Source organism: Serratia sp. NA_13 (genome assembly GCF_052691735.1).
The window spans coordinates 38786-65622 of sequence record NZ_JBQZFV010000005.1 but is presented as its reverse complement, the minus strand read 5'-3'; the positions used below and the strand labels follow the sequence as shown (position 1 = coordinate 65622).

Annotated in this window: 24 protein-coding genes; 10 read left to right on the top strand and 14 right to left on the bottom strand. The window is 56.0% G+C overall.

Annotated elements, in window-relative coordinates:
• Positions 1-122: 122 nt before the first annotated feature.
• Entirely contained in the window at positions 123-890 is a 768-nt protein-coding gene (locus ACUTSU_RS10090) for a transporter substrate-binding domain-containing protein (protein WP_445652143.1), read from the top strand.
• A 42-nt stretch (positions 891-932) separates the two neighbouring features.
• On the opposite strand, the gene alr is transcribed toward ACUTSU_RS10090, so the two are convergent.
• Positions 933-2012 carry an alanine racemase gene (alr, locus tag ACUTSU_RS10085; protein ID WP_445652144.1) on the bottom strand — a complete coding sequence of 360 codons (1080 nt, stop codon included), beginning with the start codon at positions 2010-2012 and terminating at the stop codon, positions 933-935.
• A gap of 17 nt (positions 2013-2029) precedes the next feature.
• Entirely contained in the window at positions 2030-3454 is a 1425-nt protein-coding gene (gene dnaB / locus ACUTSU_RS10080; RefSeq protein WP_012147143.1) for a replicative DNA helicase, read from the bottom strand.
• Between the two features lie 177 nt (positions 3455-3631).
• Here dnaB and ACUTSU_RS10075 point away from each other — a divergent pair, with 177 nt between their 5' ends.
• Positions 3632-4615 carry a quinone oxidoreductase gene (locus tag ACUTSU_RS10075; protein ID WP_445652145.1) on the top strand — a complete coding sequence of 328 codons (984 nt, stop codon included), beginning with the start codon at positions 3632-3634 and terminating at the stop codon, positions 4613-4615.
• 302 nt (positions 4616-4917) lie between these two features.
• Here ACUTSU_RS10075 and pspG read toward each other — a convergent pair whose 3' ends face one another.
• Complete coding sequence (gene pspG, locus ACUTSU_RS10070; protein ID WP_261092792.1) at positions 4918-5136, bottom strand: envelope stress response protein PspG; 219 nt, start codon at positions 5134-5136, stop codon at positions 4918-4920.
• A gap of 159 nt (positions 5137-5295) precedes the next feature.
• Positions 5296-6306 (bottom strand): tRNA dihydrouridine(20/20a) synthase DusA, encoded by a 1011-nt coding sequence (dusA, locus tag ACUTSU_RS10065; protein WP_445652146.1) that lies wholly within the window; start codon positions 6304-6306, stop codon positions 5296-5298.
• Positions 6307-6511: 205 nt separating this feature from the next.
• Between dusA and ACUTSU_RS10060 the strand changes: the two genes are divergently transcribed.
• Both ACUTSU_RS10060 and zur read left to right on the top strand, forming a co-directional pair.
• Complete coding sequence (locus ACUTSU_RS10060; protein ID WP_445654105.1) at positions 6512-6739, top strand: hypothetical protein; 228 nt, start codon at positions 6512-6514, stop codon at positions 6737-6739.
• A gap of 226 nt (positions 6740-6965) precedes the next feature.
• Entirely contained in the window at positions 6966-7478 is a 513-nt protein-coding gene (gene zur, locus ACUTSU_RS10055; protein WP_012147151.1) for a zinc uptake transcriptional repressor Zur, read from the top strand.
• A 109-nt stretch (positions 7479-7587) separates the two neighbouring features.
• Here the strand turns inward: zur and ACUTSU_RS10050 are convergent, their stop codons facing one another.
• The 4 genes from ACUTSU_RS10050 to ACUTSU_RS10035 all read right to left on the bottom strand — a co-directional run bounded on the left by ACUTSU_RS10050 (position 7588) and on the right by ACUTSU_RS10035 (position 10837).
• Positions 7588-7797, bottom strand: a complete 210-nt coding sequence (locus ACUTSU_RS10050; protein ID WP_017894203.1) for a CsbD family protein — start codon at positions 7795-7797, stop codon at positions 7588-7590.
• A 283-nt stretch (positions 7798-8080) separates the two neighbouring features.
• Positions 8081-9445 carry an MATE family efflux transporter DinF gene (gene dinF / locus ACUTSU_RS10045; protein WP_445654104.1) on the bottom strand — a complete coding sequence of 455 codons (1365 nt, stop codon included), beginning with the start codon at positions 9443-9445 and terminating at the stop codon, positions 8081-8083.
• Positions 9446-9737: 292 nt separating this feature from the next.
• Positions 9738-10346 (bottom strand): transcriptional repressor LexA, encoded by a 609-nt coding sequence (gene lexA / locus ACUTSU_RS10040; RefSeq protein ID WP_012147154.1) that lies wholly within the window; start codon positions 10344-10346, stop codon positions 9738-9740.
• 122 nt (positions 10347-10468) lie between these two features.
• Positions 10469-10837 carry a diacylglycerol kinase gene (locus tag ACUTSU_RS10035; RefSeq protein ID WP_012147155.1) on the bottom strand — a complete coding sequence of 123 codons (369 nt, stop codon included), beginning with the start codon at positions 10835-10837 and terminating at the stop codon, positions 10469-10471.
• A 149-nt stretch (positions 10838-10986) separates the two neighbouring features.
• Between ACUTSU_RS10035 and plsB the strand changes: the two genes are divergently transcribed.
• The gene (plsB, locus tag ACUTSU_RS10030) at positions 10987-13452 is read left to right on the top strand and encodes a glycerol-3-phosphate 1-O-acyltransferase PlsB (RefSeq protein ID WP_445652149.1); all 2466 of its coding nucleotides are present in this window, start codon (positions 10987-10989) and stop codon (positions 13450-13452) included.
• A gap of 218 nt (positions 13453-13670) precedes the next feature.
• Here the strand turns inward: plsB and ubiA are convergent, their stop codons facing one another.
• Both ubiA and ubiC read right to left on the bottom strand, forming a co-directional pair.
• Complete coding sequence (gene ubiA / locus ACUTSU_RS10025; protein ID WP_445652843.1) at positions 13671-14564, bottom strand: 4-hydroxybenzoate octaprenyltransferase; 894 nt, start codon at positions 14562-14564, stop codon at positions 13671-13673.
• A complete protein-coding gene (gene ubiC, locus ACUTSU_RS10020) occupies positions 14561-15085 on the bottom strand; it encodes a chorismate lyase (RefSeq protein ID WP_445652842.1) in 525 nt (174 codons plus the stop codon). Before ubiC ends, ubiA begins: the two co-directional genes overlap by 4 nt.
• A 665-nt stretch (positions 15086-15750) precedes the next feature.
• Between ubiC and ACUTSU_RS10015 the strand changes: the two genes are divergently transcribed.
• Genes ACUTSU_RS10015 through ACUTSU_RS10005 form a run of 3 tightly spaced genes read left to right on the top strand, consistent with a single transcriptional unit; the run spans position 15751 to position 19163 of the window.
• A complete protein-coding gene (locus ACUTSU_RS10015; protein WP_445654147.1) occupies positions 15751-17133 on the top strand; it encodes an MFS transporter in 1383 nt (460 codons plus the stop codon).
• A 22-nt stretch (positions 17134-17155) separates the two neighbouring features.
• Positions 17156-18157, top strand: a complete 1002-nt coding sequence (locus ACUTSU_RS10010) for a LacI family DNA-binding transcriptional regulator (RefSeq protein ID WP_445652841.1) — start codon at positions 17156-17158, stop codon at positions 18155-18157.
• 22 nt (positions 18158-18179) lie between these two features.
• Positions 18180-19163 (top strand): nucleoside hydrolase, encoded by a 984-nt coding sequence (locus ACUTSU_RS10005; protein WP_445652840.1) that lies wholly within the window; start codon positions 18180-18182, stop codon positions 19161-19163.
• A 55-nt stretch (positions 19164-19218) separates the two neighbouring features.
• Here the strand turns inward: ACUTSU_RS10005 and malM are convergent, their stop codons facing one another.
• The 4 genes from malM to ACUTSU_RS09985 all read right to left on the bottom strand — a co-directional run bounded on the left by malM (position 19219) and on the right by ACUTSU_RS09985 (position 23630).
• Positions 19219-20127, bottom strand: coding sequence for a maltose operon protein MalM (gene malM, locus ACUTSU_RS10000; protein ID WP_445652839.1), 909 nt, complete (start codon positions 20125-20127; stop codon positions 19219-19221).
• Positions 20128-20222: 95 nt separating this feature from the next.
• A complete protein-coding gene (locus tag ACUTSU_RS09995; protein WP_445652838.1) occupies positions 20223-21527 on the bottom strand; it encodes a maltoporin in 1305 nt (434 codons plus the stop codon).
• A 29-nt stretch (positions 21528-21556) separates the two neighbouring features.
• Positions 21557-22666, bottom strand: a complete 1110-nt coding sequence (malK, locus tag ACUTSU_RS09990) for a maltose/maltodextrin ABC transporter ATP-binding protein MalK (RefSeq protein ID WP_445652837.1) — start codon at positions 22664-22666, stop codon at positions 21557-21559.
• Entirely contained in the window at positions 22659-23630 is a 972-nt protein-coding gene (locus ACUTSU_RS09985) for an alpha-amylase family glycosyl hydrolase (RefSeq protein WP_445652845.1), read from the bottom strand. The genes malK and ACUTSU_RS09985 overlap by 8 nt, the downstream gene beginning before the upstream one ends.
• 359 nt (positions 23631-23989) lie before the next feature.
• Here ACUTSU_RS09985 and malE point away from each other — a divergent pair, with 359 nt between their 5' ends.
• Positions 23990-25183 carry a maltose/maltodextrin ABC transporter substrate-binding protein MalE gene (gene malE / locus ACUTSU_RS09980; RefSeq protein ID WP_445652836.1) on the top strand — a complete coding sequence of 398 codons (1194 nt, stop codon included), beginning with the start codon at positions 23990-23992 and terminating at the stop codon, positions 25181-25183.
• Positions 25184-25246: 63 nt separating this feature from the next.
• Complete coding sequence (gene malF, locus ACUTSU_RS09975) at positions 25247-26827, top strand: maltose ABC transporter permease MalF (RefSeq protein ID WP_445652835.1); 1581 nt, start codon at positions 25247-25249, stop codon at positions 26825-26827.
• Positions 26828-26837: the final 10 nt, after the last annotated feature.

Genomic DNA, 26837 nt, shown 5'->3' with positions numbered 1-26837 from the left:
CGCAGCAGCAATGCCGAACGTTTCTACCTGCTAATGGCATAAAAAGTGGGTAACTCGCGCAAGTCAGCAACAATTAACGGCTAAAGAGCGCATAAAACCACGAATGTATAAAAAGGACGCCGATGAAAAAATTATTACCTCTCGCACTGCTGGTCGCCGCCGGGAGCGCCAGCGCTCAATCGCACCTGGATAAGGTGATCCAGCAGGGCACGCTGGAAGTGTGTACCACCGGCGATTACAAGCCTTACACCTTCCTGAAGGAAGACGGCAGCTATGAAGGCATTGATATCGACATGGCGGAATCGCTGGCCAAAAGCCTGGGCGCCAAAGTGAAATGGGTAAAAACCAGTTGGAAAACCCTGACGCCGGACTTCGTCGCCGGTAAATGCGACATCGCCATGGGCGGGATCTCGGTCACGCTGCAGCGGCAAAGGCAGGTCTTCTTCGCCGACATGCTGGATACCGACGGCAAGATCCCATTGGTACGCTGCACAGACGTGAAGAAATACCGTACCATCGACCAGATCAACAAACCCTCGGTGCGTCTGCTGGAGCCGGCGGGAGGCACCAACGAAGCCTTCGTGCATACCTATCTGCCCAAGGCAAAACTGACGCTGACCCATGATAACGTGGGAATTTTCCAGCAGCTGGTCGACAAGAAAGCCGATGTCATGATCACCGACGCCTCCGAGGCGCTGTATCAGCAAAAACGTTTTCCGAAACTGTGCGCAGTGAATCCCAAAAAACCGATGCAGTACGGCGAGAAAGCCTACATGCTGCCGCGTGATGATTTAAGCTGGAAATTGTATGTGGATCAGTGGCTGCACCTGTCCAAAGCGACCGGTGAGTATCAGAGCATTATTGATCGGTGGCTGGCGGTAAAGAAATAACGCGTTAATGATTGGGGCCGGCAGGTGCTGGCCCCTCACAGGCTATTCGCCGATGTATTCCATCGACACGCGCTGCGTCAGTTTGGTAATCAGTTCATAAGCGCTGATGCCGGTACAGTCGGCAATTCGTTCGACCGGTAAAGCCTGGCCCCACAGCACCACTTCATCGCCAACCCTATCGGTAGCCTCCGGCCCCAGATCGACCGACATCATGTCCATCGACACCCGACCTACTATCGGCACTTCACGGCCGTTAAGCCACACCGGTGTCCCGGTAGGTGCACTGCGCGGATAGCCATCGCCATAACCCATTGCCACCACGCCCAAACGGGTATCCCCTGCGCTAATCCAGGTGCCACCGTAGCCCACCGACTCACCGGCTTTGTGTTCACGCACCGCGATCAGGTTGGATTTAAGCGTCATGGCCGGTTGCAGGTCATACTGACAGCCCTGAGAGCCTTCCATCGGTGAAACACCGTACAGGATAATGCCTGGGCGAACCCACTCGTTGTGCGCATCCGGCCACAGCAGAGTGCCCCCGGAGGCGGCGATCGAACGCTGCCCTGGTTTACCGGCGGCAAAGCTTTCAAAACATTGAATTTGCTTGAGCGTGGTGTCCGACTCAGGCTCATCGGCGCGGCTGAAATGGCTCATGATATTGACCGGCTGTACCACGTTACGGCAAGCTCTCAGGCGCTGATAGAACGCCTCTGCCTGCTCCGGACGCACGCCCAGACGATGCATGCCGGTATCGAGTTTCATCCACACCGGTACCGGTCGCGCCAACGTGGCCTGCTCCAGCGCTTCAAGCTGCTCGATGCTATGTACGGCGGTTTCGATGTTATTGGCCACCAACACCGGCAGGTCTTCGGCACAGAAGAAACCTTCCAGCATCAGGATCGGTTTGACGATACCGCCGGAACGCAGCATCAGCGCCTCGCCAATGCGCGCCACGCCGTAACAGTCGGCATCTTGAAGAGTGTGCGCTGTTTCCAGCAGGCCATGTCCATAAGCGTTTGCTTTCACAACGGCAATCAGGCGACTTTGCGGCGCCTGACGGCGCACCTGTTGCAGATTATGTCGCAGAGCGCGGCGGTCGATTACAGCGGTTGCCGCTTTCATTTCAGTTCCTTAGCTGATTATTCGTCATCATATTGTGGTCCCGCGTAGTTATCAAAACGCGACCACTGGCCGTTAAAGGTCAGACGCACAGAACCGATTGGGCCGTTACGTTGCTTACCTAAAATAATTTCGGCAATCCCTTTCAGATCGCTGTTCTCGTGATAAACCTCATCACGGTAGATGAACATAATCAGGTCGGCATCCTGCTCGATAGAACCGGACTCACGCAGGTCGGAGTTGACCGGGCGCTTGTCGGCACGCTGCTCCAGGCTTCGGTTCAACTGCGACAGCGCCACCACCGGCACCTGAAGTTCTTTCGCCAACGCCTTGAGCGAACGGGAAATTTCAGCAATCTCCAGCGTACGGTTGTCGGACAAGGACGGCACGCGCATCAGTTGCAGGTAGTCGATCATGATCAGGCTCAGGCCGTCATGTTCACGGAAAATACGGCGCGCACGGGAGCGAACCTCGGTTGGCGTCAGGCCGGAGGAGTCATCAATGTACATATTGCGCTTCTCCAGCAGGATACCCATGGTGCTGGAAATCCGCGCCCAGTCCTCGTCATCGAGCTGACCGGTACGAATGCGCGTTTGGTCTACACGCGAAAGCGACGCCAGCATACGCATCATGATCTGGTTGCCTGGCATCTCAAGGCTGAAGATCAGCACCGGTTTTTCCTGCGTCATTGCGGCGTGTTCGCACAGGTTCATGGCGAAAGTGGTTTTACCCATCGAAGGACGAGCGGCGACGATGATCAGATCCGATTTCTGCAAACCGGCGGTTTTCTTATTGAGATCCTGATAGCCGGTATCTACCCCGGTAACACCATCGTGCGGCTGTTGATAGAGCTGTTCTATGCGCGCAACGGTATCTTCCAGGATACGCTCAATACCTTTCGGGCCTTCATCTTTGCTGGCCCGGTTTTCCGCGATTTGGAACACCCGGGATTCGGCCAGATCGAGCAAGTCTTCACTGCTGCGACCCTGTGGATCGTAACCGGCGTCGGCGATTTCATTGGCTACCGAGATCATCTCGCGTACTACCGCACGTTCACGCACGATATCCGCATAAGCACCGATGTTGGCAGCACTGGGGGTGTTTTTCGATAACTCGGCTAGGTAGGCGAACCCCCCGACGGAATCGAGCTCACCGCGCTGTTCCAGTGATTCGGACAGGGTGATCAGGTCGATCGGTCGGCTCATTTCCAGCAGGCGCTGCATCTCGGTAAAGATCAGGCGATGCGGGCGGCTGAAGAAATCGTTGGAGACTACGCGTTCGGACACGTTGTCCCAACGTTCGTTATCCAACATCAAACCGCCCAACACGGACTGCTCCGCCTCCAGCGAATGTGGCGGCATCTTCAGCCCTTCCATCTGGCGGTCTCTTGGGCGCTCTTTGGCTTCGTCTGCGTTTGTTCTGTTGGTTGGTTTTTTTCCTGCCATGAAACGTATTCTTTATCCGGTGGCGAATGGAGGATCCTGACGCGAGAGTATACGTGATTTTTAGCTGTGATTCCTGCGCATAACAGATGCAAAAAGTATCAATCCGTCCCAGGGCAAACTGGATCGCCGATGCTAAAACGCGTAGGGTGAAATCAGACCCCCACTCGAGGTAATGAAATGGCAAAGCGCATTCAATTCTCCGCCACCGGCGGCCCGGAAGTCTTGCAATACGTTGATTTTACCCCCGTAGACCCGGCAGCCGGTGAGGTGCAGATCGAGAACAAGGCGATCGGCATCAACTATATCGACACCTACGTACGTAGCGGTCTGTACCCGCCCGCTAGGCTGCCGAGCGGGTTGGGCACCGAGGCTGCCGGGGTGGTCACCAAGGTCGGTGCCGGTGTCAGCGTGCTAAAACCAGGTGACCGGGTGGTGTATGCCCAGTCGACACTGGGAGCCTACAGCGAAGTGCACAATGTTTCGCAGGAAAAGGTAGCATTGCTGCCGCATAACCTGAGCTTTGAGCAAGGCGCGGCCTCTTTCCTGAAAGGGTTGACGGTGCATTATTTACTGCGCCAAACCCATGAGGTGCAACCGGGTGAAGTGTTCCTGTTCCATGCCGCCGCGGGCGGTGTCGGGCTGATTGCCTGCCAGTGGGCTAAAGCGCTTGGGGCAAAACTTATCGGTAGCGTTGGCTCCGACGAAAAAGCCGAGCTGGCGAAGCACGCCGGCGCATGGGCAACCATCAATTACCATAAGGAAGATATCGCCCAGCGCGTGTCTGAACTGACCCAGGGCGAGAAAGTCGGCGTCGTTTACGACTCGGTAGGCCAAAGTACCTGGCAAGCCTCGCTTAACAGCCTGAAACGCCGTGGGCTAATGGTGAGTTTCGGCAATGCCTCCGGCCCGGTCACCGGGGTTGATCTGGCGTTGTTGAACCAAAAAGGCTCGCTGTACGTCACCCGCCCTTCGCTTAACGGCTACATTACCAACCGTGCTGAACTGCAGTATGCCAGCAATGAGCTGTTTTCATTGATCGGCAGCGGGGCAATCAAAGTCGATGTGAAGGAAGAGCAAAAGTTTGCGTTGGCCGATGCTCAGCGCGCGCATCAGGTGCTGGAAAGCCGTAACACCAGCGGTTCAAGCTTGCTGATCCCCTGATCACCGGCAAAAGCAAAGGGCCCCATAAGGAGCCCTTTCTATTACTGCGTTTGTAGGGGTAGAGCAGAGTCCGCCCGAGACAGCGGGTTGCTTGAGCAACACTCGTATTAGGTCAATGTCTCTTGCGGTGATGAAATCGGTCGCATCGCTGTATCGGCAAATATCCTAACAGCCCAGAAACGTAAAAAACATGGCTAATGCGCCGTATTAGCATTTAAAGCACCAAGCTGTGATCGCTGCCGCATTCAGCACAAGTCTGTTGCGTAGATTTCAGTGTGACCGACTGATTATTCAACAAAAAATCAGTAGCGGCGTATTTGTGGTTTCTGCATCGAACGGTAAATCCAGACAGCTACCACAGCCAGAATCAACCACGGCAACAGCTTAATCACCATCGCAAACAGCCCACCGAGTAACATAAACGCCGCCGCCACCACTATCGCGGCGAATACGCCCAGCAGCGAAATCCCGGTCACCATCAGCATCACAACAAAACCGACCAGAAAGAAAAGTTCCAACATGATTTTGCTCCTTCGCAAAACAAAGTATCTGCTGAGCTATTACAAGAAGCGTGCCAGACCGGCGTTGAAACTAACTGATTGAAATTAAAAAAAAGGCACATCACATAATGCGACATGCCTGGTCAAAAACGCTAACTTTTAGTCAGATATTTATGTCGATTACGCCATTTCGGTACGCGGTAAGCGCACTAAATCCAGTGCTTGTTCAACCACGCGCGTATCGGCCCCTGGCTTATGGGCATTTTCGCTCAGGTGACGGCGCCACTGACGCGCCCCCGGCACGCCCTGGAACAGGCCCAGAATATGGCGGGTAATATGGCCCAAATAGGTACCGTTCGACAGTTCGCGTTCGATGTAAGGATACAGCGCCTCAATAATCGCCACGCTGTCCATCACCTCAGTCTGGCGGCCAAACAGTTCACTGTCGACCCGCGCCAGAATTCCCGGGTTCTGATAGGCTTCACGCCCCATCATTACGCCGTCCAGATGCTGCAGATGCTGCTTCGCCTCTTCCAAAGTTTTCACCCCGCCATTAATGGCAAGAGTCAGTTCTGGGAAATCACGTTTTAGCTGATAGACACGCGGATAATCCAGCGGTGGCACTTCGCGGTTCTCTTTCGGGCTCAGGCCCGACAGCCAGGCTTTGCGCGCATGAATAGTAAACATATCGCACTCGCCGCGGCCAGCAACGGTGGCGATAAAATCACACAGAAACTCATAGCTGTCCTGGTCGTCAATGCCGATACGGGTTTTCACCGTCACCGGGATCGACACCACGTCACGCATCGCCTTGATGCAGTCGGCAACCAGCGTTGCCTGCCCCATCAGACAGGCACCGAACATGCCGTTCTGCACCCGATCTGACGGACAACCGACGTTAAGATTAATCTCGTCGTAGCCGCGCTGCTCAGCCAATTTGGCACAGTGCGCCAACGCAGCTGGATCGCTGCCGCCCAATTGCAGCGCCACCGGATGTTCTTCTTCGCTGTAGGCCAGATAGTCGCCCTTGCCGTGGATAATCGCGCCGGTAGTCACCATTTCGGTGTACAGCAGCGTGTCTTTGGTCAGCAGGCGGTGGAAGTAACGGCAATGACGATCGGTCCAGTCGAGCATCGGCGCGATGGAGAAACGATTGGCGGCGTATTTTGAAGCGTTGTTGTCTGTCGTCATGCTGGGTTACTGGCTACCTGATTCTGTCTGGTTTCAACGAACGGCGTACTGCCGCAAACGCCTATTATAACGACAATCGACAGCGTTGGGAAAACCACTGTACCGCCCGGTTAAAAAAGTCCTCGAAAAAACGAATAAAAAAGCGTGGTCAGGTGTTCTCTCAACACGGGTGCAGTTGTGCACCTTTATCAATGAGGAAACAACCATGAACAGTTTCGTTAAACGCCTGCTGCCAGTCATTGCCGGTTCTCTGCTGTTCTCCGGTGCGGCCCTGGCGATGGGCGGTGACAGTCGGCGTAGCCTGATCGCCGCCGCCGTTGGTTTTCTGGCACCGGCATCGCAGGCGATCGCGCCTATTAAGCGAGCGTCGCCAGGGGATGAACGCGGTCTACTGGGCCGATGGCCGTCATGGTTTTATGCTGATTGGGCATAATCCTGCGCCGGAAATGGCCGCGTTGGCAGAGCGCTTTCAACGCTCACTTGCCGGCTAAGGATCCACTGCCTCCGGCTCTCGAAGTGTGAACATCGTCACGCTAGTGACGGACGGCAGACGGCAAACCAGTCGATTAGTGCGCCATATCAGAGGAAAAGGGGCCGACTCTCGGCGATTTGACTGAAGCATGGTAAAATCGGCTTTTTTACGTACCGGGAAATTTGCCATGAACTCAAGCACCCAGGAAAAGCTGCTGGCGCAGGCTGAACAACTCTGTCAGCAACGCAATGTGCGTCTGACACCGCAGCGGCTGGAAGTGTTACGCCTGATGGCACAGCAGCCCGGTGCCATCAGCGCTTACGATCTGCTGGATCTGCTGCGCGTCGCCGAACCTCAGGCCAAACCACCGACGGTGTACCGAGCACTGGATTTCCTGCTGGAACAAGGCTTTATTCACCGGGTGGAGTCAGCCAACAGCTACGTGCTGTGCCATCACTTCGAACAGCCGACGCATACTTCCGCGTTGTTTATCTGCGATCGCTGTGGTCAGGTGACCGAACGCACTACCGAAGGGGTCGAAGAGACACTGCAGAAACTGGCGAAGGAGTCTGGTTTTGTTCTGCGCCATAACGTGGTGGAGGCGCATGGCCTGTGTGCGGGGTGCGTTGAGGTAGAAGCCTGTGACAGCAAGCATGACTGCGGCGAACACGATCACAGCATCGCCATCAAGAAGAAATAGGTTGGGTTTTCAGGTACTTCCTTGTACCTGCAGGTTTAGCGTCAAGGGGATAAAAACGCCGGACCTTTAAAAGGTAGCTTGTGGCCGCAATCCGCTGCGGCCCAGCGCGCTACCAACGATACTTGTTGTGGTCTTCCCAGGATTTAACTTCTTTCTCGGCCGCCTCTTTCTGGTAGCCGTAACGTTCCTGAATTTTACCGACAAGCTGTTCACGTTTCCCTTCAATGACCGTCAGATCGTCATCGGTCAGCTTGCCCCACTTTTCCTTCACTTTCCCTTTAAACTGCTTCCAGTTACCGTCGGCTTGATCTTTGTTCATAACCTCTCCGTTACCTGTGATTAGTCAGTTTTAAACGCCTGTGGCCGGACTTAACTGAGTAATTATTTCGGTCAATTGACCTGAATAAAAGGATTGTCAGTTCCAATTCATTCCGCCAGCCACATGATTAACTATAGCTACAGATAGCGAAAAAAATAAAAACTCAGGATAAAAATTCACAAAAACAATAAAACACAGTAAAAACACCAAAATAACAGCAAGTAAGCGGAAACAATTTCGCTCAAGAAAATGTAACTTAATATGAATTAAAATATAAATAAAACTAATGATTAATCATTTTTGATTGCGCCACATCCGCTGCAAACCAGGTCCCTCGCACCCTGTGGCAATGCCAAATCCACCCGAGAGCAAGACCACGTAACGCAAGAAATACCGCCAACGCCAGCCACAATCCATGGTTGCCTAATACAGGCAAGGTAAACAGCGTCAGCCCATAACCGGCGGCGGCTACTGCCATGCTGTTACGCATTTCTGCGCCGCGGGTGGCCCCAATAAACATGCCGTCCAACAAATAGCACCATACTCCCACCAATGGCAGCACTACCTGCCACGGCAGATAGTGGCTCGCCAGCGCGCGCAGTTCCGGTAAAGAGGTCAACGCCGCTATAATTTGCGGCCCGGCAACGGCATAGAGCAGCCCAAAGCCCAACGCCACCAGACAGGCTTGCCGACAAGCCGCACGCCATACTTTGCGCAGTTGGCTATCGTCACGGGCTCCATAGGCATGCCCCGAATGCGCCTCTACCGCGTAGGCAAAACCGTCCAGCGCATAAGCGGTGAAGGTCAGCAAATTCATCAGCACCGCATTGACCGCGACCACCTCGCCACCAAGCCGGGCACCGAAGATGGTCAGCGAGGCAAAACACAGTTGCAGCAGCAATGAACGCAGCATAATGTCGCGATTCAACGCCAGCAGACGCCGCAAATTACCGCGCCAGGCTTGGCGCAGCATCGGCACAGAAATGCCGCGTATGCGCATCACGCGCCAGGCCAGCCATAATCCCAACAGCAGCGTGGCATATTCAGAAATGGCAGTCGCCGTAGCGGCCCCCTGCACGTTCCAGCCCAGTCCCATCACCAGCCAGATATCCAATACGATATTCAACAGGTTGCCGACAATCAGCAGGATCACCGGTGCGCGCACATATTGCACCCCGAGCAACCAACCCAGGATAACCATATTGGCCAGTGCCGCCGGGGCACTCAGCCAACGGATCTCGAGGAATAAGCGAGCCTGTTCCAGCACCGTCCCATCGCCACCGACGATTCTTAGTGCCAACTCAATCAGCGGATAGCGCAGTAACACAATCGCCGCCCCAGCCAACACTGCCAGCAGCAACGGCTGCATAAAGGCTCGTGCCAGACCCTGCGGATTTTGCGCCCCCAACGCCTGTGCGGTCAGCCCGGTGGTACTCATACGCAGAAACAGCAACAGCATAAACAGGAAGCTGGTCGCCATGGAGCCAACCGCTACGCCCCCCAGATAGGTAGGGCTGTCGAGGTGGCCGATCACTGCGGTATCCACCAGCCCAAGCAGCGGCACGGTGATATTGGAGAAAATCATGGGCAGCGCAAGGCGCCACAGGGCTTTATCGGTATCGCTGGTGAAGGCAGAAAGCAGGCGCATAGTGAAATGTTCCCGTGTATACCCGTCATCTTTCAAGTTGCAGTGTTGTTATCTGCACTCAGTTATGTGGCCCGTCCATGGGCCACACCCCTTTGGGGCCGCTGCGAGCAGCATTCAAATCTGCTCCCGGCAGATTTGTCACCCCAGTTACTTACCTGAGTAAGCGCCTGGGGATGAGCGAGTTGGCCGCTTAGCTGCAACTTGAAAGCTATAGGGTATATAGTGAATCAGATATGACATCGCCCCAGAGCTGGGGCGACTTGAATCAGAGGACGATGTTTAGGCGCGAGGATTAAACCCAGTCGCCATTGCGGATCACACCGACCGCCAGACCTTCAATGGTGAAATTCTGCTGACGCAGATCGACCACAATCGGCTGGAATTCACTGTTTTCCGGCAACAGCTCAACCACGTTACCGTGCTTTTTCAGGCGTTTGACCGTGACTTCATCTTCAATGCGTGCCACAACCACCTGGCCATTACGCACGTCCTGAGTTTTATGCACTGCCAGCAGATCGCCGTCGAGAATACCGATGTCACGCATTGACATGCCGTTGACCCGCAGCAGGAAATCTGCGCTCGGTTTGAACAGGGAAGGATCGACCTTGTAGTGCCCTTCGATATGCTGTTGCGCCAGCAGCGGCTCACCGGCGGCGACACGGCCAATCAGCGGTAAACCCTCTTCATCTTCCATCAGCAGGCGAATGCCGCGCGAAGCGCCGGAGATAATCTCGATAACGCCTTTACGCGCCAGCGCTTTCAGATGTTCTTCTGCGGCATTTGGCGAACGGAACCCCAGACGCATGGCGATCTCGGCGCGCGTTGGCGGCATGCCAGTGGACGAAATATGATCGCGAATCAGATCATAGACCTCTTGCTGTCTGGTAGTTAGTGCTTTCATTCCGCCCCCCTGTTTGTTTATACAGTCTTGCTGTGAGTATATACAGGTAACTGCAGCTTGGGAACCGAAGAGTGAATAAAAATCAGGGATTAGCGACACGGGTCGCAATGCAATGCCGCCACTCAGGCAAAGTGCTGCCACAGCACCGAACCCCAGACGAACAGCGCCAAAATAATCGCCAGTGAGACCGCCGCCGAGCCCATATCCTTTGCCCGACCGGAAAGCTCGTGATGCTCGGTCCCCACTCGATCGACAATCGCCTCAATCGCGCTGTTGAGTATTTCGACGATCATCACCAACAGCACAGATCCGATCAGTAAAATGCGCGCTATCGCACCTACGTCCAGCCAAATCGCCAGTATGATAGCCAGCACGGTCGCCACCAATTCCTGGCGGAATGCCGCTTCGTGCTGCCAGGCAGCGGAAAAGCCTTTATAAGAGTAGCCGGCGGCTTTAATAATACGGGTCAGGCCGGTTGCTTGGTTTGCCATGTTTTTGAGTGCCTTTAGCAGAGATAAGTCATAATTAAACAGTCTAGGCCAGGAAACTCTCCCGGCTCACGGTTTTCCAACACCACAGATCTGCTACCCGGTTTCTGGTATGCTTGCGGCGCATTGCTAACAAGAGGCTTCACGTTGTTATGTCAGGTTGGCGTAAAATTTATTATAAACTATTGAATTTACCACTTAAACTGTTGGTAAGAAGTAAGGTTATCCCTTCAGATCCGGTCACGGAGTTAGGGTTGGATCCCTCACGGCCGATTTTGTATGTTTTACCTTATAATTCCAAGGCGGATTTGCTGACGCTGCGCACCCAGTGCCTGGCGCAAGATCTGCCCGATCCCCTCGATCCGCTGGAGATAGACGGCACCGTGCTGCCAAGCCACGTGTTTATTCACGACGGGCCGCGCGTATTCCGCTACTACACGCCGAAAGAAGAGTCGGTAAAGCTGTTCCACGACTATCTGGATCTGCACCGCAGTAATCCGGATCTCGACATTCAGATGCTGCCGGTTTCGGTGATGTTCGGCCGCTCTCCAGGGCGCGAAGGTCATGGTACCCCACATCTGCGTCTGCTGAACGGCGTGCAGAAATTCTTCGCCGTGCTGTGGCTCGGCCGCGACAGCTTTGTCCGTTTTTCCAATACCGTTTCGCTACGCCGCATGGCCACCGAGCACGGTACGGACAAAATCATTGCGCAGAAACTGGCTCGCGTAGCACGCATGCACTTCTCGCGTCAGCGTCTGGCCGCCGTCGGCCCAAGCCTACCTGCCCGTCAGGACCTGTTCAACAAGTTGTTGGCGTCCAAGGCGATCGAAAAAGCGGTCGAAGACGAAGCGCGCAGCAAGAAAATCTCCCACGAAAAAGCCCAGCAGAACGCCATTGCGCTGATGGAAGAGATCGCTGCCGACTTCTCTTACGAGACGGTGCGCCTTTCCGATCGCGTGCTGAGCTGGACCTGGAACCGATTGTATCAAGGCATCAACGTCACTAACGCCGAACGCGTGCGTCAGTTGGCGCAGGACGGGCACGAGATTGTTTATGTGCCCTGCCACCGCAGCCACATGGACTACCTGCTGCTGTCCTACGTGCTGTATCACCAGGGGCTGGTCCCGCCGCACATTGCTGCCGGTATCAATCTCAACTTCTGGCCGGCTGGGCCGATTTTCCGTCGCCTGGGTGCTTTCTTTATTCGCCGTACTTTCAAAGGCAACAAGCTGTACTCGACGGTATTCCGTGAATACCTCGGCGAGCTGTTTACCCGCGGTTACTCGGTGGAATACTTTGTTGAAGGCGGCCGTTCCCGCACCGGACGTTTGCTGGAGCCGAAGACCGGCACCCTGTCGATGACCATTCAGGCGATGCTGCGCGGCGGTAGCCGTCCTATCACCCTGGTGCCGATTTACATCGGTTACGAACACGTAATGGAAGTGGGCACCTACGCCAAAGAGTTGCGTGGCGCGACCAAGGAAAAAGAGAGCCTGCTGCAGATGCTGCGCGGCCTGCGTAAGCTGCGCAATCTCGGCCAAGGTTACGTCAACTTCGGTGATCCACTGCCGTTGACCGCTTATCTGAACCAGAATGTGCCACAGTGGCGCGAATCCATTGACCCGATCGAAGCCCAGCGCCCAAGCTGGTTAACGCCGACGGTCAACGATTTGGCGGCCAAGATTATGGTGCGTATCAACAATGCCGCCGCCGCCAACGCCATGAACCTGTGTTCCACGGCGCTGCTGGCCTCACGTCAGCGTTCGCTGACCCGTGAGCAGTTGCTTGAGCAGTTGGAGTGCTACCTGCAACTGATGCGCAATGTGCCTTATGCCGGTGACGTTACCGTACCCACCCAGACGCCGGATGAGCTGCTGGACCACGCGCTGAACATGAACAAGTTCGAAGTGGAGAAGGATAACATCGGCGATATCATCATCCTGCCGCGTGAGCAGGCGGTGTTGATGACCTATTACCGTAACAATATCCATCATCTGCTGGTTCTGCCGTCGCTGATCGCCACTATTGTGATGCATCACCGCCGGGTATCGCGCGCCGAACTTCTACGGCAGATTGGCCTGATTTACCCGATGCTGAAGGCCGAGTTGTTCCTGCACAACGACAAAGAACAACTGCCGGAAGTGCTGCGGCCACTGATCGACGAGATGATCCGTCAGCAGCTGATCTGCGACAAGGGTGACAGTCTGGTACTGAATCCAGTCCGCATCCGTCCACTACAGTTGTTAGCCGCCGGTGTCCGTGAAACGCTGCAGCGCTATGCCATCACCATGTCGATCCTCAGTGCCAACCCAAGCATCAACCGTGGGGCATTGGAGAAAGAGAGCCGCATTATGGCCCAGCGTCTGTCGGTGCTGCATGGCATCAACGCGCCAGAGTTCTTCGACAAGGCAGTGTTTTCCACTCTGGTGGCGACGCTGCGTGAGGAAGGTTACATCAATGACATCGGCGATGCGGTCCGTGAGCACACCATGGAGGTCTACAACATGCTGAGCGATTTGATTACCCCGGAAATCAAGCTGACCATCGAGAGCGTCAGTATGCCGGCGGAAACCAACGCGTTGCCGGAAACGGTCGCAGCGGAAGAGAAAGAAGACTAACCCATTGCTACAAAAACAAAAAGGCACCCTCGGGTGCCTTCAAACTGATGACAAACCTCATTCCTGCCCAGAGCGAGTAGAGGCCGATAAACAAAAATCAGGAAAATCAATTTATTGATTTTCGGCTGCTCACCACAAAGCAGGAAAAACCACGCTTTTTCCTGCTTTGTCAGCAACCTAAAGGCACCCTCGGGTGCCTTTTTTACTGAGGTAACGCCTTAACCCTGCCAGTAACTCAACGCGATGCCGATAAACAGCACCAGCCCGACATAATTGTTATCCATGAACGCCTTGAAGCAGGCGTCACGCTCACGGGTGGCAATCTGTTTTTGCTGATGGATAAACAAGGCGCCCGCCAGCAACAGTGACCAGTAAAAGGCCCCGCTCATCTGCGTCAGATAACCTACCCACAGCAGCAGCAGCAGCGTAGCGAACTGCAGCAAACCAACAATCAGCTTGTCGTAACGACCAAATAAAATGGCGGTAGATTTAATGCCAATCTTCAGGTCATCGTCACGGTCAACCATCGCATACAGCGTGTCGTAAGCCACCGTCCAGCAAATATTGGCCAGCAGCAACACCCAGCAACTCAATGGCAAGGATTCACTGACGGCGGCATAGGCCATCGGGATACCCCAGCCGAACGCCGCGCCAAGAACAAACTGCGGCAGATGAGTGACCCTTTTCATAAACGGATAGGCCCACGCCAGCGCCAGCGCCGCCAGTGACAGCCAGATAGTCATCGCATTGAGCGTCAGCACCAGCCCGAACGAGACGAGCACCAATACCACAAACAGCACCTTGGCCTCTTTCTCGCTCACCCGGCCACTCGGCATCGGACGAGTGGCAGTTCGCTTCACGTGGCCATCTACAGCACGGTCGGCATAGTCATTCACCACACAACCGGCAGCTCGCATCATGAAGACCCCAGCCACAAACACCACCAGGATAGACAGCGACGGCACGCCCTGTCCCGCTATCCAAAGTGCCCACAGCGTCGGCCACAGTAATAACAAGGTACCAATAGGTTTATTAATGCGCATCAGATGGCTGTAAGCCTGCCATTTGCTTTGAATCACGCTTCCTTCCAAGGTCTTTTCTCTCCTCATCATTCGGGAACCGAACTTCCTGTCGCGTACAGCGGTGAAGCCGGTAAAAACAGTTCGGTCAGTAACAGCGGCTTACCCGCCAGCCGCAGGCGGGAACGGCGCGCCCACAGTGCATCTTGCCGTCCAATATGAATGTAATCGCGAGTCAGTTCATCGCTGCTGAACAGATAGCGGCCCAGTGGCAAGGTGCCCAAATCCACCAGTGCCAGATCAGGGCCTGTCAGCGTTTCCAGCGGAATCACCGTACGCCCCAATAGCCAGGGCTGGTTGTCGCCCAACAACACAACTTCACGCAGCCAATAGCGCGGACTGTCCGGCAGATGTTCCCCCTCTTCCCCCAGTTGGTCGCAGGTAACAAAACATTCGCGTTGTGGTTCGACATGTACCCGTCCACAGTGGCGTTCAAAGCGGCGCGTCATGGAACCTGGCTCCATCAACCAGTCACTGACGGCGGCGGGTGCCGGAGGATGTTGCGCGGTTAACCACTCCAGCGGCGGTAGGATCGAATCCCTATTGCCTGACATTGTTCTACTCCATGCCTGACACCGCGCCCTGCGGCTGCGCCAGACCAGACAAACTGTTAACAGGCGCTCATTGTAACGCAGAAATTCAAAAGCGGCAGGCTGATTCGAGGGGGGCCACACAGCAAAACTTCGTGCCTTAAAAGCACCGCTTTGTCATCTTTCTGCCATCTGTTTTCTTTACCTTCATTCTCCGGCGCGATGGGGATTATGTGATCCTCAGCAAAATTTCACCCCTGCAGCATTGTTTTATCTACGCGCGTAGATACCCTTGTACTGCAGCGTTGAATCGCCAACAGTCAAAAACTTTGTCAGCAAACCTTCTTGCCGACATAAGGCTGCGTCCCGCAATAGTTCGTGAGCGCCTCTGGCGGTCATTTGAGTGCGCAACAAGGCGCGAATCGTGAGGTTTGGTGGGCCAAATAAGCGGCTCGTAACACAGATGCGCGCTCAAATGGCCCCAACCCTTCGGGTCGCTCCCCAAAAGCCCGTACTCTGCGTTGTCAGGCTTGAACGTAGGCCCGCTATGCCCTGCACCCTCCGCCTTGATTACGGGCTTTTGGAACTGCGACGGCACCACGACCTATTGCGGGGCACAGCCTCTGGAAACCATCTTTACCGCGTTCACGCTACAGGTGTGGCGCAGAAGAAAAGAGGATATCAATGCCATGAGCGAAACAACGCTTGCAACCCCACAGGCCACCGCCGAAACCTTGGCAGCCGATGAACGTTTGACCACCAAAGAAGGGCGCTGCCAATTCTGGCGCGCCACTTTCTCGTGCTGGCTCGGCACGGCAATGGAATATGTCGATTTCGCCCTGTATGGCCTGGCGGCCGGCATGGTGTTCGGCGACGTGTTCTTCCCCGAAGCCACCCCGCTGGTGGCGTTGTTGGCCAGCTTTGCCACCTACTCCGTCGGTTTTATTGCCCGTCCTGTCGGCGCGTTGGTTTTCGGCTGGATTGGCGACCGTAAGGGCCGCCGCGTGGTGCTGCTCACCACGGTAGCGCTAATGGGTGTCTCTACCACTTTGATCGGGCTTATCCCTTCCTACGCCCAAATCGGTGTCTGGGCCCCCACCTGTCTGGTGATCCTGCGTTTTGCCCAGGGCTTCGGTGCCGGGGCAGAGCTTTCCGGTGGCGCGGTGATGCTGGCAGAATACGCCCCGGCCAAACGCCGTGGCCTGGTTGCCTCGATCATTGCGATAGGCTCCAACAGCGGCACTCTGTTGGCCTCGTTGGTATGGTTACTGGTGTTGCAGTTGGACAAGGCCGATCTGATCGCCTGGGGCTGGCGTATCCCGTTCCTCGCCAGCATCCTGATCGCCGGGGGCGCTCTTTACCTGCGCCGTCACGTACGTGAAACCCCAGTATTTGAACGCGAACTGCAGCAAAACCGTCAGCGCATGCTGGACAACGTTCCCGTGGCAGCGGATAACCGCAGCTACCTGCAACGCACCAAAGCCTTCTGGATCATGCTCGGTCTGCGTATTGGTGAAAATGGCCCGTCCTATCTGTGTCAGGGTTTTATCGTGGGCTACGTTGCCAAGGTGCTGATGGTAGATAAATCGGTGCCGGCGCTGGCGGTGATGATCGCCTCGTTGTGCGGTTTCCTGGTGATCCCGCTGGCGGGTTGGCTTTCTGACCGCTTCGGCCGCCGCGTCACCTACCGCTGGTTCTGTCTGTTGCTGGTGCTGTACGCCTTCCCGGCCTTCTGGCTGCTCGACAGCCGTGAACCGGCGATAGTGATTTCGGTGATTGTAGTCGGCATGTGCATCGCATCTCTGGGCATTTTTGGCGTGCAGGCGGCCTATGGCGTGGAACTGTTCGGCGTCAAAAACCGCTACTCAAAAATGGCATTCGCCAAAGAACTGGGGTCGATCCTCTCCGGCGGGACCGCACCGCTGATCGCTACCGCACTGCTGGCCGGTTTCGGTCACTGGTGGCCTGTCGCCTGCTATTTTGTTGTAATGGCGGGCATTGGCTTAATCACTACCTTTTTTGCACCGGAAACGCGCGGCCGCGATCTTAACCTGCCGCAGGACGCGGTGTAATCAGGGCGTACAGGAAACCAACTTGGATAATCAATCCGCGCGGCGCATCACCCGCGCCGACGTCGCCCGCGTCGCGGGCACCTCGGTCGCGGTAGTCAGCTATGTGATCAATAACGGCCCGCGCCCAGTGGCAGAAGCCACCCGTCTGCGGGTGCTGGCGGCGATCGAGCAAACCGGTTACCGACCGAACGACATCGCCCGGGCGCTGGCTTCCGGCAATACCCTGACTTATGGATTAGTGGTTCCCGATATTTCCAACCCGTTTTTTGCCACAATGGCACGGGCGCTGCAACGCGAAGCCTTCAAACACGGCCGCGTGCTGCTGTTGGGGGACGCCGGCGACGACCGCCAGCACGAACACGATCTGATTAATCACCTGCTGCGCCGTCAGGTTGACGGCCTGCTGTATACCAGCGTCGATCGCCATCCCTGGTTTGATCTGATCCGCTATTCCGGCACCCCCTGCGTGATGATCGATACTATCGACAGCCATGCCGGCATCAGTACCATCCGCGTTAATGAACGCGACGCCGCTTGTCAGGCCACGCGCCACCTGTTGCAACACGGCTATCGGGCTCTTGGCATTTTTGTTGGTCCGCTAACCATGCTCAACGCACAAGATCGCCTTAACGGCTGGCGTGACGCGCTGATTGAAGCGGGTATTACGCCGCGTGAAGAATGGATTTTTGAAGCCCCCTATACCCGCCAGGGCGGCTATCAGGCCAGCCAGAAAATGCTGCAAGGCCCCCGCCCACGCGCCATATTCACTTCCAACGAACAGCAGGCACTCGGCTGCCTGTCAGCGCTGGCGGAACATCAGCTGCGCGTGCCGGACGATCTGGCTATCATCTGTTTTAACGGCACCCAGCAATCCGAATTCAGCGTGCCGCCGCTCAGCGCGGTCGAACAGCCAATCGACGCCATGGCCAGAAAAGCCATCGCCATGTTGGCCACCGGTACCGCGCAGCCAGAGCTGCACGAATTTACCTTCCAGTTGCATATCCGCCGATCGTGCGGCTGCTAGTTTATTGATTCAGGTAACTGCTATGCGTTTGATTATTGATTGCGATCCTGGCAACGGTATTCCCGGTGCCAACGTTGACGACGGGTTGGCCCTAGCCCTGGCTCTGGCGGCCAAACCTCAGCTCTCACTGGAGCTTGTCAGCATCGTGGCCGGCAATACGCCACGCGACGTCGGCTTTGCCGTGGCCAGCCATCTGTTGCAGCAAACCGGTTATCAGGTACCGGTAGTGGCAGGTGCAACGCGAGCATTGAGTGAAGCGCCAGAACCCTGGCGCATCCATCTGGATCGGGCGATTACCGAGCCGCAGTTGGCTGCCCTGTGGCGTAATACGCCTTATCCGCAAGCCGCCACAATACCCACACCCAACGCCGCCATAGCGATCGGGGAGTTGATCTGCAGTCACCCCGGCGAGATCACCCTGGCGGCAATCGGCCCGCTGACCAACGTCGCCCATGCCCTGCAGTTGTACCCACAGATGGCGCAGGCGGTGAAGGAAATCGTGATTATGGGTGGGGTGTTCAACGTCGAAGGCTACATCAAGGACACCAATTTCGGACTGGATCCGGAAGCGGCCAGGCAGGTGCTGACCAGCGGTGCCAATATCACGCTTGCCCCGCTGGACGTCACCACGCAAACCATGCTGACTCAGACCGATCTGATACAGATGACCCAGCCGGACACGCCGCTGTGCCGCTATCTGCGAGCCACCACCCAGCCCTGGATCGACTACTCCCGCCATACCCGCCATCTGCCGGGCTGCTGGATCCATGATGCACTGGTGATTGCCTGGCTGCTGGAGCCGCAGTTGGTCACCACGGAAGAGTATTTTGTTGATGTCGCGCTGGAAGGTGCTATGACGCGCGGCAGCTCTCGTCGCTGGCGACCGCAAAGTCTGCGCCTGACGGTCGGTATGCCGGAAGTCGAAGGTCGGCCGGTGCGGATAATGCAACAGGTGGATAATGCTCGCCTGCTGGCGCTGATCGGCGAAACGCTGGCCCGCGAATGAAAAAAGGTGCGCCGGGGCGCACCAATCATCAAGCCAGCATCGGCAGCGTCGGGTACTACCCCTTGCCTTTCACGCTGCCAATAAAGGTTTCACGCGCTGTGGTAGAACCCAGTTTTTCAGCCTCATTCATCAGTTTCAGCGCTTTATCGATATCCCCCGCCTTCACTGCCTGTTTGATGCCGTTGTTAAAGTAAGTTTCGGTGTCATTCAACATCGGTTCCGCCGGTTGGGTTGGAGCCGGTGCCGAAGTCGGTGCTGCAGCAACCGCCGCGGCTGATCCCACCACCACTGGCGTCGCCGCCGGTGCCGGCTGCAACATGCCGATCATGATGTTGCCGCTGCCCTGCTCTGCCGTGACCTTCAGTTTGATGGTGCCGCTGGTGCTATGCCGGGCGATCGGATCCGGAATATCCGGTACTGCGTTACCCACGCCCTGCGCATAAGCCTTCGCCGGGTTGGTCAATTGAGTGGTTTTCGCCAGATCCTGACGAGTGGTATACACCAACAGATAGATTTGCTTCTGACCCAGCGCCGGTGTCAGTTTCAGCGTGCCCTCAAGGCGATCGGATGACATCGCACCCGGTGGCTGATAAGGGAAATAGCTGCTCGGGTAATAGGCTGCCGGTCGCAGGTGTTCATCCAGCACCAGGACGCTAGGTGCATAAATTGAGTTGTTCTTGCTGATGCTGCTCAGTGTGACTTCCAGCGAACCGCGATCGGCCGGCAGCGTATAGGCGGCGATAGCGCCCTGAATATCGCCCTGATTAACTTGCGGGCTGACATTATCCAGTTTCACCTCCTGGCTGACCGGCGGCACCAGCGGTTGCCATGGCAGGCTTTGCAGCGTGCTGGCACTAATAGCTGGAGCGATGGATACATTGGCCGGCGTATCGGCATTGGCCACCAGTGGCGCACCCACGGCAAGAGCCAGTGACAGGCATAGAGACAGCAGATTCTTTTTCATTGTTATACCCCAAGGTAACCGACGCGGCTCAGGCAAGAGAGACAATGTCGGCGAATACAGGTTGGGGAGAGCGGTTGGCTCCCCCCGTTATCTCATTACCACCAGATTTCCATCTGTGCGCCGAAGGTGACTTCATCGTCATTGCCACGGCTGAAGCTGTGCATGCTGGTGTCGTTATACGCGGTGCCAGCTTTCAGAGCCGGATTGCCCTCTGCGTCGCTGGACGTAGCGTAGCCCCATTTCTCATCCCACTTGGCGTAGGTCGCAAATACGCGGATAGCCGGGCGTGACCAGATGCTGTTGCCCGCCTGCCACTGTTGCGCCAGGGTGACCTTGTACTGGCCGTTGCGATCGCCGGTACGCTGAGATTTCACGTTGTCGTAACCGGCTTCCAGCAGAGTGCTCATGATTGGCGTCCATTTGTACATTGGGCGCACGCCCACGGTGTACCAGGTGCTGCCGTTGTTGTTGTCGCGATCGATGTCCTGGAACATGGCGACATACATCATCGCCCATTGATCGTTGAAGTCGATGGCACCGTGATCCAGCACGCGGATCATCTTGCCGTTGTTGTCGATGGTTGAACCCAGGCTACGGCCGTTGTTCTGTGAGGTCATCGAATCGGTGGCGTATTGCAGCACGAACTTGTTGTAGCCGGTCAGGATGCTCTGGGTATGTTCCGCAGTTACCAACCAGCCGTCTTTACTGGCACCGTCAGCCAGGTGGTAGCCGTCCTGCGCGTTAGCCCGACCATAGTCCAGACCCAGCTCCAGGGTACCGCCCGGGTTCAATTCCAGACCGGCCAGACGCACGTCGAAGGTGTCATTGACGGTTGGGCGTTGGTCCAGTTCATTATCCAGATAACCGTAAGAACCACCGGATTCGGAGTTACGGGTCACGGCAGCAGACAGCTTGCCGAAGCCCAGATCGATATTTTCCAGACCGGCACCCGGACCGGAGATATCCCAGTAGTAGAAGTCAATCATGTGAACATCATGACGCTGATAGAAGCGCTTACCGGCCCACATATTGGCACCCGGCAGCCAGTCGATCAGGTTTTTACCCTGCACGTTCACTTCACGGAAGCCTGGCGTCACGTCTTCCCAATCGGAACGTTGTGAAACCGAGTAAGCCAGGTTGGTATCGAAGTAGAAGCTTTTGTCGCCCTCTTTCCACACTTCCTGACCCAGCTTCAGTTCGGCGTAGGTTTCACACTCGTTACCGAGACGGTATTTGCTGTCGGCGCCGGTGGCCTTGAAGCACTGTTGCTCACCACCACTGCCGGTCCAGCCAATGCCGGAACGGGCATAGCCTTTAAAATCAAGGGCCATAGCCTGAGTGGTGAGAACACCAGCGGCGATTGCCAGTGCCAGAGGAAGTTTGCGCAGAGTAGTCATCATTATTCTCCTGTTATACAGACTGTGATGCTTTAAACGCCCGGCTCCTGGTGCAGCCGTTTACATGCCGTACCGTCTTCACGGAACAAATGGCAGCGGTGAGGCGGCAGGCCAATAGCGAATGTTGCACCTTCTTCTACCAGCACCACGTCGTTCTGGCGGTAAACCAGGTTTTGACGAATTGCCGGGATTTGGATGTGGATTTGCGTCTCGTTGCCGAGTTGCTCCACCACCTGTACGTCACCGGTCAGCCGAACTTCAGAGGCCTCACCAGGCAACAGATGCTCCGGGCGAATGCCCAGTGACATATTCGAGCCGGCCTGCACCTGCGTGCCTTCCACCGGTAACCACACCAGTTGATTGTTAGGCAGTTCAACCTGGACCTGTTGCGGCTCTACGGCGGTCACTTTGACCGGCAGGAAGTTCATTTTCGGCGATCCGATAAAGCCGGCGACAAAGCGGTTGGCTGGATAGTGGTACAGCTCCAACGGCTTGCCGATCTGAGCGACGCGCCCGGCATCCAGCACCACGATTTTGTCGGCCAGCGTCATCGCTTCGACCTGATCGTGGGTAACGTAAATCATGGTGCGCTGCAGGCGCTTGTGCAGGCGGGAGATCTCAATGCGCATCTGTACCCGTAACGCGGCGTCGAGGTTGGACAGCGGCTCATCAAGCAGGAACACGTCCGGTTCCGCCACCAGCGTACGGCCGATCGCCACCCGCTGACGCTGCCCACCGGACAGCGCTTTTGGCCGCCGGTCGAGCAGATGGGCCAGTTGCAGTACTTCCGATACCTGATTGACCCGCTGATTTATTTCCGCTTTTTTAGCCCCTGCCAACTTCAGGCCGAACGACATGTTGTCGGCCACCGACAAGTGCGGATACAGCGCGTAAGACTGGAATACCATGCCGATGCCGCGCTCGGAGGGCGGCACCTCATTCATACGTTTATCGCCGATCATCAGCTCACCGGAGGTGATGTCCTCCAGCCCGGCGATCATGCGCAGCAGCGTCGATTTGCCGCAGCCCGATGGCCCGACAAACACCACAAACTCGCCGTCATTGATCGTCAGATTGACGTCTTTGGAAATCACCGTTTCGCCGAAAGCCTTATAAACGCTGCGCAATGTGACGCTAGCCATGCGTTACTCCCCTGCTTTCGCAGTTAACATTTCGTGTAAAAATGGCGGACGCAAAACCCGCCAAAACCCATTGATGACCCTCTTGCTGCGCACCGTGCTGCCAAGCCAGTGGCAAGGTCGCCTCAGACGGTGCGGCCGCCTGAGTATAAGGCTGCAGGTTAATCAGCGCTTCAAGGCATTGATCCTGATGGGTAATAAGTAATCTAACTACACCATTACTCTGGCTGACCGCGCTCAGTTCCCCCTGCTGGATCACCGCTAAACGGCGCAGCGCCAGCAAGGACTGGCAGTAACGCAAGGTGGAGTAGTGGTCATGCTGTTGGCGACTGATAGCCAGCGCGCGATGTTCGATCGCCACCTGCTGATACCAGTGGATTTCACCGGCGGTCACTTGCTCAGGGGCTTCATGCCATGGCATCGGCGTTTGCGCGCCGAGCGGATCCTGCAGAGCGGCGGCATGCGGCAAGCCCAGCTCTTCCCCCTGATACAGGCAAATGGGCGCGGGCAGCATTGCCAGCAGCGTCAAAAAGGCATCGGCGGAGCGCAAGTTGCCCTGCCCCCAGTGGCTGACCACCCGAGGCTGGTCGGCATCACCGGTGCTCCACAGGCTTTCTGCCAACGTGGTGCGGCGAGTATTCAACACCTCAACCAGCCTCTCCACGCTGAAGGGTACGACCTCCAACGCCAGTGGGCTGCGCAGATACTGTTGCGGAGCAGCGGCGCGACGAATGTGGTTTGGCCCGTCGCAGTACCACAGAGCCAACCCCTGGGCATCGACCGCCGCTTCCTCCTGGGCCGCCAAGCCCTGTGGCAACACCAGGCCGTCAATCGATAGCGTGCTCAAATAGGGCAAGGCCGCAATCATGCCGTGAGTGTCGCCCATACCATCCCCGTTTCCATCACGGAAACTGACCGGATGGATCCGGTACAGGGTGGGGTGAGTGGCGGTAGGCATTGGCGACATAAATCCGGTTCCCTGCTGCTCATGGCGATGAAAATCAATGTGGCCGATAGTGCGGTAAACCCCACAAAGGGTAATCATCCGTAACAGGATTTTTCATGGGGGAGGAGATGGGAGGATGAGGGAACGACCGCGGCGGTGAGAAGTTCCACGCTTAAGACAAATCTGTGATCTGTCTGGCAAAAATCGTCCCCCTATTTTGTGTCTGACGCCACAGAATAGAGAGCAATGTTAACTGGATCACACTACGTAGGCGTGGGGCGTAGAGGGGGGGAGGATGAGAATGTGTCGCTTTGTGACCCACTATTACCGCGAAACCTCTCTCCTTGATTTACATGCCCATAAAAAAGAAGGATTGGATTATGACTCGCAGCTTTACCATCGCCCATACGCTGGTGCTTTCCGCTCTGACCACCTTGGTGCTTTCTTCTTCCGCCTTTGCCAAGATCGAGGAAGGGAAACTGGTTATCTGGATCAACGGCGATAAAGGCTATAACGGCCTGGCCGAAGTCGGCAAAAAATTTGAGAAAGACACCGGCATTAAAGTCACTATTGAGCACCCGGACAAGCTGGAAGAAAAATATCCGCAGGTAGCCGCCACCGGCGACGGACCGGACATCATCTTCTGGGCTCATGACCGCTTTGGCGGCTACGCGCAGTCGGGCCTGCTGGCCGAAATCCATCCTTCCAAAGCCTTCCAGGACAAACTGTTCCCCTTCACCTGGGACGCAGTGCGCTACGACGGCAAACTGATCGGCTACCCGATCGCGGTAGAAGCGCTGTCGCTGATTTATAACAAAGACCTGATCAAACAGGCGCCAAAAACCTGGGAGGAGATCCCGGCGTTGGACAAAGAGCTGCGCGCCAAAGGCAAGAGCGCCATCATGTGGAACCTGCAGGAACCCTACTTCACTTGGCCGATTATTGCCGCCGACGGCGGTTATGCCTTCAAGTATGAGAACGGCAAATACAACATCAAGGACGTTGGCGTCGCCAACGCCGGTTCACAGGCCGGCCTGCAGTTCATCGTCGATCTGGTGAAAAACAAACAGATCAACGCCGATACCGATTACTCGATTGCCGAAGCCGCCTTCAACAAAGGCCAGACCGCAATGACCATCAACGGCCCTTGGGCGTGGGCAAACATCGAGCAAAGCAAAATCAACTACGGCGTTACCCTGCTGCCGACCTTCAAAGGCAAGCCTTCCAAACCTTTCGTCGGCGTACTGACCGCCGGGATCAACGCCGCCAGCCCGAACAAAGAACTGGCGACCGAATTCCTGGAAAACTACCTGCTAACCAACGAAGGGCTGGCGGACGTCAACAAGGACAAACCGCTGGGTGCGGTGGCGCTGAAGTCCTATCAGGAGCAACTGGCGAAAGATCCAAAGATTGCCGCCACCATGGAGAACTCACAGAACGGCGAAATCATGCCTAACATCCCGCAGATGAGCGCCTTCTGGTATGCCGAACGCAGTGCGGTTATCAACGCCGTCAGTGGTCGCCAGACGGTGAAAGCCGCGCTGGATGACGTGCAAACTCGTATTACCAAGTAACACACTATGTTGTGCGGGGTACAGACAGGTACCCCGCTGTGGCTTCACAGAAAGGAACGCCCTATGCAATTAGCTCACGCCGGTTCACCTGCGCGCAAAAAGTCGAAGTGGTGGCAGAGTGACATACTGAAATGGCTGGTTATCGGCCTGTTCAGCCTGGTAACCTGCTACCTGATTGTGTTGATGTATGCACAGGGTGAATACCTGTTTGCCATTCTGACGCTGATTCTGGTCAGCGCCGGGCTTTACGTCTTCGCCAACCGTCGTGCCTACGCCTGGCGCTACGTTTACCCTGGCATCGCCGGCATGGGGCTGTTTGTCCTGTTTCCGCTGATTTGCACCATCGCCATCGCCTTTACCAACTACAGCAGCACCAATCAGCTCACCTTTGAGCGTGCCCAGTCGGTGCTGATGCAGCGTCAGTTCCAGACCGGCAAGACCTTTACCTTCGGCCTGTATCCAGCGGAAAATCAACGCTGGCTTCTGCAGCTAACTCACCCGGACAGCGGTCGGCAGCTGATTTCCCAGCCTTTCAGCTTTGATGCCAACGCACCGCAAACGCTGAAGCTGGTCGAAGAAAGCGCCGAACAACCGGCAGGCGAACGCGCTACGCTGCGAGTGATCACGCAAAACCGTCAGGCACTGAGCCAACTGGTGGCACAGTTACCGGACGGCGGCGAGCTGCGTATGAGTTCTCTGCGCCAGTTTTCCGGTACCAGCCCGCTTTACGCTCTGGATAAGGACAGCAATGCGCTGACCGACCAACAGACCCACATTCAATACCGACCCAACCCGGAGATTGGCTTTTATCAGGCGGTGAATGCCGACGGCAATTGGGCTAAAGAAACCCTTAGTCCGGGATACACCGTCACCATTGGCGGAAAAAACTTCCTGCGCGTGTTGCAGGACGAAGGTATCAAAAAGCCGTTCGTGTCGATCTTCATCTGGACCATCGTGTTCTCGGTGCTGACCGTGATCCTCACCGTGGCCGTGGGCATGGTGCTGGCCTGCGTGGTGCAGTGGGAAGCGCTGAAAGGCAAAGCCGTGTATCGCGTTATGCTGATACTGCCCTACGCGGTACCGTCGTTTATTTCGATTCTGATTTTCAAAGGGTTGTTTAACCAAAGTTTCGGTGAAATCAACATGATGCTCAGCCATCTGTTCGGTATCAAACCGGCCTGGTTCAGCGATCCCATTACCGCCAAGAGCATGATTCTGATCGTCAACACCTGGCTGGGTTATCCGTACATGATGATCCTGTGCATGGGGCTGTTGAAAGCGATCCCCGACGATCTGTACGAAGCCTCGGCAATGGACGGCGCCACCCCGATGCAGAACTTTTTCCGCATCACTCTCCCGTTATTGATCAAGCCGCTGACGCCGTTGATGATTGCCAGTTTCGCCTTTAACTTTAACAACTTCGTCTTGATTCAACTGTTGACCAACGGCGGGCCGGACATGATCGGCACCACCACGCCGGCCGGTTATACCGACCTGCTGGTCAGCTACACCTACCGCATTGCCTTTGAAGGCGGCGGCGGGCAGGACTTCGGTCTGGCGGCCGCGATTGCCACGCTGATCTTCCTGCTGGTAGGCGCTCTGGCGATCCTGAATCTGAAAGCCAGCAAGATGAACTTCGACTAGGGAGAAAAAT

Excerpts from the sequence above, each read along its gene's own strand:
- ACUTSU_RS10075 (WP_445652145.1), top strand. The coding sequence starts at position 3,632 with ATGGCAAAGCGCATTCAATTCTCCGCCACCGGCGGCCCGGAAGTCTTG.
- dusA (WP_445652146.1), bottom strand. The coding sequence starts at position 6,306 with ATGACGACAGACAACAACGCTTCAAAATACGCCGCCAATCGTTTCTCC.
- plsB (WP_445652149.1), top strand. The coding sequence starts at position 10,987 with ATGTCAGGTTGGCGTAAAATTTATTATAAACTATTGAATTTACCACTT.
- lexA (WP_012147154.1), bottom strand. The coding sequence starts at position 10,346 with ATGAAAGCACTAACTACCAGACAGCAAGAGGTCTATGATCTGATTCGC.
- alr (WP_445652144.1), bottom strand. The coding sequence starts at position 2,012 with ATGAAAGCGGCAACCGCTGTAATCGACCGCCGCGCTCTGCGACATAAT.
- ACUTSU_RS10015 (WP_445654147.1), top strand. The coding sequence starts at position 15,751 with ATGAGCGAAACAACGCTTGCAACCCCACAGGCCACCGCCGAAACCTTG.
- dinF (WP_445654104.1), bottom strand. The coding sequence starts at position 9,445 with ATGCGCCTGCTTTCTGCCTTCACCAGCGATACCGATAAAGCCCTGTGG.
- pspG (WP_261092792.1), bottom strand. The coding sequence starts at position 5,136 with ATGTTGGAACTTTTCTTTCTGGTCGGTTTTGTTGTGATGCTGATGGTG.
- zur (WP_012147151.1), top strand. The coding sequence starts at position 6,966 with ATGAACTCAAGCACCCAGGAAAAGCTGCTGGCGCAGGCTGAACAACTC.
- ACUTSU_RS10060 (WP_445654105.1), top strand. The coding sequence starts at position 6,512 with ATGAACAGTTTCGTTAAACGCCTGCTGCCAGTCATTGCCGGTTCTCTG.
- malK (WP_445652837.1), bottom strand. The coding sequence starts at position 22,666 with ATGGCTAGCGTCACATTGCGCAGCGTTTATAAGGCTTTCGGCGAAACG.
- malE (WP_445652836.1), top strand. The coding sequence starts at position 23,990 with ATGACTCGCAGCTTTACCATCGCCCATACGCTGGTGCTTTCCGCTCTG.
- ACUTSU_RS09985 (WP_445652845.1), bottom strand. The coding sequence starts at position 23,630 with ATGTCGCCAATGCCTACCGCCACTCACCCCACCCTGTACCGGATCCAT.
- ACUTSU_RS10005 (WP_445652840.1), top strand. The coding sequence starts at position 18,180 with ATGCGTTTGATTATTGATTGCGATCCTGGCAACGGTATTCCCGGTGCC.
- dnaB (WP_012147143.1), bottom strand. The coding sequence starts at position 3,454 with ATGGCAGGAAAAAAACCAACCAACAGAACAAACGCAGACGAAGCCAAA.
- ACUTSU_RS10035 (WP_012147155.1), bottom strand. The coding sequence starts at position 10,837 with ATGGCAAACCAAGCAACCGGCCTGACCCGTATTATTAAAGCCGCCGGC.
- malF (WP_445652835.1), top strand. The coding sequence starts at position 25,247 with ATGCAATTAGCTCACGCCGGTTCACCTGCGCGCAAAAAGTCGAAGTGG.
- ubiA (WP_445652843.1), bottom strand. The coding sequence starts at position 14,564 with ATGATGAGGAGAGAAAAGACCTTGGAAGGAAGCGTGATTCAAAGCAAA.
- ACUTSU_RS09995 (WP_445652838.1), bottom strand. The coding sequence starts at position 21,527 with ATGATGACTACTCTGCGCAAACTTCCTCTGGCACTGGCAATCGCCGCT.
- ACUTSU_RS10090 (WP_445652143.1), top strand. The coding sequence starts at position 123 with ATGAAAAAATTATTACCTCTCGCACTGCTGGTCGCCGCCGGGAGCGCC.
- ubiC (WP_445652842.1), bottom strand. The coding sequence starts at position 15,085 with ATGTCAGGCAATAGGGATTCGATCCTACCGCCGCTGGAGTGGTTAACC.
- malM (WP_445652839.1), bottom strand. The coding sequence starts at position 20,127 with ATGAAAAAGAATCTGCTGTCTCTATGCCTGTCACTGGCTCTTGCCGTG.
- ACUTSU_RS10050 (WP_017894203.1), bottom strand. The coding sequence starts at position 7,797 with ATGAACAAAGATCAAGCCGACGGTAACTGGAAGCAGTTTAAAGGGAAA.